Annotated in this window: 5 protein-coding genes and 1 pseudogene; all 6 read right to left on the reverse strand. The window is 69.1% G+C overall.

Annotation, left to right across the window (positions count from 1 at the left end; all coding sequences use genetic code 11):
* Positions 1 to 253: pseudogene (locus ACFPZL_RS09165) on the reverse strand (class I SAM-dependent methyltransferase); the annotation flags it as partial.
* Positions 254 to 404: 151 nt separating this feature from the next.
* A complete protein-coding gene (locus ACFPZL_RS09170; protein ID WP_382335176.1) occupies positions 405 to 836 on the reverse strand; it encodes a heat shock protein transcriptional repressor HspR in 432 nt (143 codons plus the stop codon).
* 190 nt (positions 837 to 1,026) lie between these two features.
* Positions 1,027 to 1,986 (reverse strand): DnaJ C-terminal domain-containing protein, encoded by a 960-nt coding sequence (locus ACFPZL_RS09175; RefSeq protein WP_218114582.1) that lies wholly within the window; start codon positions 1,984 to 1,986, stop codon positions 1,027 to 1,029.
* Positions 1,979 to 2,593: a nucleotide exchange factor GrpE gene (locus ACFPZL_RS09180; RefSeq protein ID WP_218114581.1), complete on the reverse strand. Its 615-nt coding sequence runs from the start codon at positions 2,591 to 2,593 to the stop codon at positions 1,979 to 1,981. Before ACFPZL_RS09180 ends, ACFPZL_RS09175 begins: the two co-directional genes overlap by 8 nt.
* Positions 2,594 to 2,595: 2 nt before the next feature.
* Positions 2,596 to 4,446 carry a molecular chaperone DnaK gene (gene dnaK / locus ACFPZL_RS09185; protein WP_218114580.1) on the reverse strand — a complete coding sequence of 617 codons (1,851 nt, stop codon included), beginning with the start codon at positions 4,444 to 4,446 and terminating at the stop codon, positions 2,596 to 2,598.
* A gap of 345 nt (positions 4,447 to 4,791) precedes the next feature.
* On the reverse strand, positions 4,792 to 5,652 hold an 861-nt coding region (locus ACFPZL_RS09190), incomplete at its 5' end, for a hypothetical protein (protein ID WP_382335180.1).

Genomic DNA, 5,652 nt, shown 5'->3' on the forward strand with positions numbered 1-5,652 from the left:
CGGCGAGGAGCGGATCCTGGAAGACGCGGATCCCGCGGGCACCCAGCGCGGCCGCGGCCCCGAGGGTGAGCGCCCCGTGGCGGTCGCCGATGATGCTCAGGGTACCGGCGCCGAGCGATGCCGGGTCGGGATCGGAACTCGCCGCGGCGAGTTCGAGCAGCAGCCGATCGGTGGCGTCGTGCGCCTGCAGCTCGGCCGAGTCGAGATCCGGTTCGCGCGACAGGGCGGCGAACACCTCGTCGATCCCGGTCATCGCCCTATTCTCGCAGAGCAGTCCGCTGCAGGGATGCACCGATCTGCAGGATTGCACAGGGCCACCCGCATTCGCCTGTGCAATCCTGCAGATCGGTGCCGTTTCAGCACTGCCGTTTCAGCACTGCCGTTCCCGCAGAGCCCGGAGCGTTCTAGCGCTGATCCGTCCCGGGCCGCCACACGACGACCTCGGCGCTGCGGCGCACGCGCGCGCCACGGCGCATCGAGATCACCTCTCCGGCGGTGCCGGCGGCGAAGACGCGCCGCTCGGGCCGGCTCAGCACCTCGTTCGAGAGCGCGCGCTCGAGCTCCCGCACGCGGTCCTGGAGCTCGGCGACGCGGTCCTCGAGCTGCAGCACGCGGCGGATGCCCTCGAGGCTGAGCCCCTCCGCCGAGAGCCGGGCGACCTCGCGCAGTCGCTCGACGTCGTGCAGCGAATAGCGGCGGGTGTTGCCGCTGGTCCGCTGCGGCGATACGAGTCCGATCCGGTCGTACTGGCGCAGGGTCTGCGGGTGCATCTCGGCCAGTTCGGCGGCGGCGGCGATCGCGAAGATCGGGGTGTGCCGATCCATCTGCTGCGTCATGGTCGCTCCTCCATACCCGCCGTCATCCCGCGTTCGCTCGCTCCCACCGTCATCCTGCGCGCAGTGAGCGCAGCGAACGAAGTCGCAGGATCCATACGCGACTCCGTAGCTGGATCCTGCGACTCGCTGCGCTCGCGCAGGATGACGGGGCAGGAACGCCGCCCGGCACGCAGAATGACGGGGGCCATACCTACCCCTTCGCCCGCGCGAGCAGGTCGGCGCGGGGGTTCTCGTCGGGTTCCGTGCGGCGGAAGGCCTCGAGGGCCTCCTTCGCCTCGTCGCTCAGGTGCGCCGGCACCGCCACCTGCACCTCGGCCAGCAGGTCGCCCGAGCCCTTGGCCGAGTGGACTCCGCGGCCCTTGACCCGCAGGATCCGGCCGCTCGGCGTCCCCGGGTGGATCCGGAGCTTCACCGGGTCGCCGCCCAGGGTCGGCACCTCGACCGTGGCCCCGAGCGCGGCTTCGGAGAACGTCACCGGCAGGGTGAGCCGCAGGTGGTGGCCGTCGCGCTCGAACACGGGGTGCTTGCGCACGTGAACGGTGAGGATGATGTCACCGGCCGGGCCGCCGTCGGGGCTCGGCTCGCCCTTGCCGCGCACCTTGATCTTCTGGCCGTCGTTGACGCCGGAGGGGATCTTCACCTTGACCGTGCCGCTCGGCGCCTGCAGGGTGACGGTGTCGCCGCGCACGGCCGTCTCGAAGTCGAGCGTGGTCGAGGCCGTGACATCGCGGCCCGGTCGCGGCCCGCGCTGCTGCGCTCCGCCGCCGAACATGCTGAAGATGTCCTCGAAGCCGCCCTGGCCGCCGTTCTGGAACGTGTACTGCGTACGCCCGCCCTGGCCGCCGAACATGCCGCCGAAGATGTCCTCGAAGCCCTGCCCGCCCGCCCCGCCGGCCGTGAAGCGGGCCGACCCGGCGCCCATGGCGCGGATCTGATCGTACTCGGCCCGCTGCTCGCTGTCGGAGAGCACGGCGAAGGCTTCGCTGATCTCCTTGAACTTCGCCTCGGCAGCCGCATCGCCCGGGTTCGAATCCGGGTGGTACTTCCGCGCCAGCTTGCGATAGACCTTCTTCAGCTCGGCATCGCTCACATCCTTGGCGACGCCGAGGATCTGGTAGAAATCCTTCTCGAGCCAGTCCTGACTAGCCATCTGCCCCCACCGCCACCGCTACCTTCGCGGGGCGCAGTTCAACGTCTCCGATACGGTAGCCTCGTTCGATCACATCGAGCACGGTCGGCTGCTCGGTGCCGGGCACCGGAACCTGGGCGATCGCCTCGTGCTGCTGGGGGTCGAAGGGCTCATCCTTCTCGCCGAAGCTCTCGAGGCCCATCCGTTCGACGGTGCCGCGGAGCTTCTGGGCGATCGTGGCGAAGGCGCTGCCCTCTTCGAGATCGCCGTGCTGCTCGGCGCGGTCGAGGTCGTCGAGCACGGGGAGCAGGGGCAGGATCGCCGCGGCGGTCGCGCGCTGCTTCTCGAGCACGGCGTTCGCCTCCGTGCGCTTGCGGTAGTTGGCGTACTCGGCGGTGATGCGGCGCAGGTCGTCGAGGTGGGGATTCGCCTCATCGTCCGTCGCCGCCGCGTCATCCGGCGCGTCCGCGTCAGCGACGCCCGCCGACTGCTCGGCGCCGATGATGTCCTCGACGGTCAGGTCCCCCTCCTGCGGCTGAGGGCCGGAGGCAGCAGCCTCCGACCCTTCCGCGCCCTGGGGAACATCGTCGCCGTGCGGATCGCCCGGCAGCCGTTCCTCATTCGTCATGGCTACTTCTGCTCCTCATCGTCCTCGACGACCTCGGCGTCGACCACGTCCTCGTCGTTCGAGTCGGCGGCGTCGCCGGCGGCCTCCGGGGCCTCCTGCTGCGCGGCCTCGTAGATCGCCTGGCCGAGCTTCTGCTGGCTCTCGCCGAGCTTGTCGGCGGCGGTCTTCACCGCCGCGTCGTCGTCGCCGGCGAGCGCCTGCTTCAGCGCGTCGAGGTCGCCCTGGACCTCGGTCTTGACGTCCTCGGGCAGCTTGTCCTCGTTCTCCGAGATCAGCTTCTCGACCGAGTAGGCGAGCTGCTCGGCGTTGTTGCGGGTCTCGGCGGCCTCGCGGCGCTGCTTGTCCTCGGCCGCGTGCTCCTCGGCCTCGCGCACCATCCGCTCGATGTCCTCCTTCGAGAGGCTCGAGCCGCCCGAGATCGTGATCGTCTGCTCCTTGCCGGTGCCCTTGTCCTTCGCCGCCACCTGCACGATGCCGTTGGCGTCGATATCGAAGGTGACCTCGATCTGGGGGATGCCGCGGGGCGCCGGAGCGATGCCGGTCAGCTCGAAGGTGCCGAGGTTCTTGTTGTCGCGGGTGAACTCGCGCTCGCCCTGGAACACCTGGATCGCCACCGACGGCTGATTGTCCTCGGCCGTGGTGAAGGTCTCCGAGCGCTTCGTCGGGATAGCGGTGTTGCGGTCGATGAGCTTCGTCATGATGCCGCCCTTGGTCTCGATGCCGAGGCTCAGGGGGGTGACGTCGATCAGCAGCACGTCCTTGCGCTCGCCCTTCAGCACGCCGGCCTGCAGGGCGGCGCCGACGGCGACGACCTCATCGGGGTTGACGCCCTTGTTGGGCTCCTGGCCGCCGGTGAGCTGCTTCACCAGATCCGAGACCGCGGGCATGCGGGTCGAGCCGCCGACGAGCACGACGTGCGCGATGTCGGAGACCTTGACGCCGGCCTCGGCGATCACGTCGGTGAACGGCTTGCGGGTGCGCTCGAGCAGATCCTTCGTCAGCTCCTCGAACTTCGCGCGGGTCAGCGTCTCATCGAGGTTCGCGGGCCCGTTCTCGGTGAGGGAGAGGTAGGGCAGCTGGATCTGCGTGCTCATCGAGCTCGACAGCTCCTTCTTCGCCTGCTCCGCAGCCTCCTTCAGACGCTGCAGTGCGATCTTGTCGCCCGAGACGTCGACGCCGGTGGTGGCCTTGAACTGCTGCGCGAGCCAGTCGACGATGCGCTGATCCCAGTCGTCGCCGCCGAGGCGGTTGTCGCCGGCGGTCGCGCGGACCTGGATGGTGGAGAAGTCGTCGTCCTTGCCCACCTCGAGCAGCGAGACGTCGAAGGTGCCGCCGCCGAGGTCGAAGACGAGGATCAGCTCGTCCTCCTTGCCCTTGTCGAGGCCGTAGGCCAGGGCGGCCGCGGTGGGCTCGTTGATGATGCGGAGCACGTTGAGGCCCGCGATCTCGCCGGCCTCCTTGGTGGCCTGGCGCTCGGCGTCGTTGAAGTAGGCGGGCACGGTGATGACGGCGTCGGTCACCTTGTCGCCCAGGTAGGTCTCGGCGTCGCGCTTCAGCTTCATCAGCGTGCGGGCGCTGATCTCCTGCGCGGTGTAGCGCTTGCCGTCGATCTCATCGCTCTTCCAGTCGGTGCCCATGTGGCGCTTGACCGAGGCGATGGTGCGGTCGACGTTGGTGACGGCCTGGCGCTTGGCGGTCTCGCCGACGAGCACCTCGCCGTCCTTGGTGAAGGCGACGATCGAGGGCGTGGTGCGGAAGCCCTCGGCGTTCGCGATGACGGTGGGTTCGCCGCCCTCGAGGACGGCGACGACCGAGTTGGTGGTGCCGAGGTCGATGCCTACTGCACGTGACATATACGTTTCTCCTTGGGTGTCGTACGGATGGTGGGCTTCGCCGGCGCGTGGGCCTGGCGGATCCCGGATCTCTGCATTTCTACGGCTCGATCGGCGCCTCCCGCGCAAGTTGAGCCATTTGCACTCAAGTTTACTCGCGTGCCGGATCGCGTCAAGTTCTCGGCGCGAAAGTTGAGCCTCATTCACTCAACTCTCAGTTTGCGCGACTCTGGACGGATGCCCGCGGCGCATGCCGTTGCATCGCACACCGAGCCGATCCGAGCCGAACCAGCCGATCCGATCCGATGCGGTCCCGGTCCGGGTCCGGTGCCTCGCGCACCGGCGCCCGGTACGCTGCCCGACCTGCTACCAGGCCCGCACCTTGTCCTCGTATCCGGTCGAGTAGTCCCCGCGCCAGCAGCTCAAACCGGCCCAGGCGCGGCGGCCGAGCTGGGTCGCCTCCCAGTCGCTGCAGTTCTGGATCGCCTGAACGCCGAGCACGAACCGCCAGCTCTTGCCCGGAGCCTTGCCGAAGTACCCGGAGAAGCCGCCCACGCCCTCGACGGGGCCGATCCCGACCGTGGTCTTCTTGTACGCCCGGTACTCGGCGGAGGCGCTCGACTTCACCTTCGCGGCTCCGCTGAAGCCGATCCCCTTGGTCGATCGGCCTCCTGACCGGTACGCCTTCTCGAACGGTGCGAGCCGCTTCACCGCGGCGTTCGCCTTCGCCCGCGTCGTGCACCAGAACGACGACGAGGGCGTCACCCCGTACCGGCTCGGCACCGTGTATCCGACCGAGCAGACGTAACGCGAACCGGCGTAGGACTTGGTGATCTGATTCGAGAACTTCACGGTGCCGGTCGGCTTCAGCTTGTTCCGCTTCAACGTCGCCATCACGGCCTTGCGGTAGGCGGTGACCGTCGCCTGACTCGCGCTGTTCCCGATGGTGCTATTGCCCAGGCGGTAGCCCTTGCCGACGCTGACGGACACCCACCAGGCCCGCTTCTTCGTGGACTTCACCGGGATCGACCACTGCAGGGCGGAGGTGACCCGCGCCGCGCGCACCTTCTTCTTCGCGGCCGCGTTCACCTTCTTGGCGAACTTCGCCGGGCTCGGCTTCTTGGCCTTCTTCTTGCCCTTCGCGGCGGCGAGCGGCGCCTGCGGCGCACTCGCGCCGACCTGAGCCGACGCCACCGTGACCGCCACCGTGGCCGCACCCGCGGCAGG

Source organism: Leucobacter soli, assembly GCF_042659205.1.
In the GTDB taxonomy this organism is placed as follows: Bacteria; Actinomycetota; Actinomycetes; order Actinomycetales; family Microbacteriaceae; genus Leucobacter; species Leucobacter soli.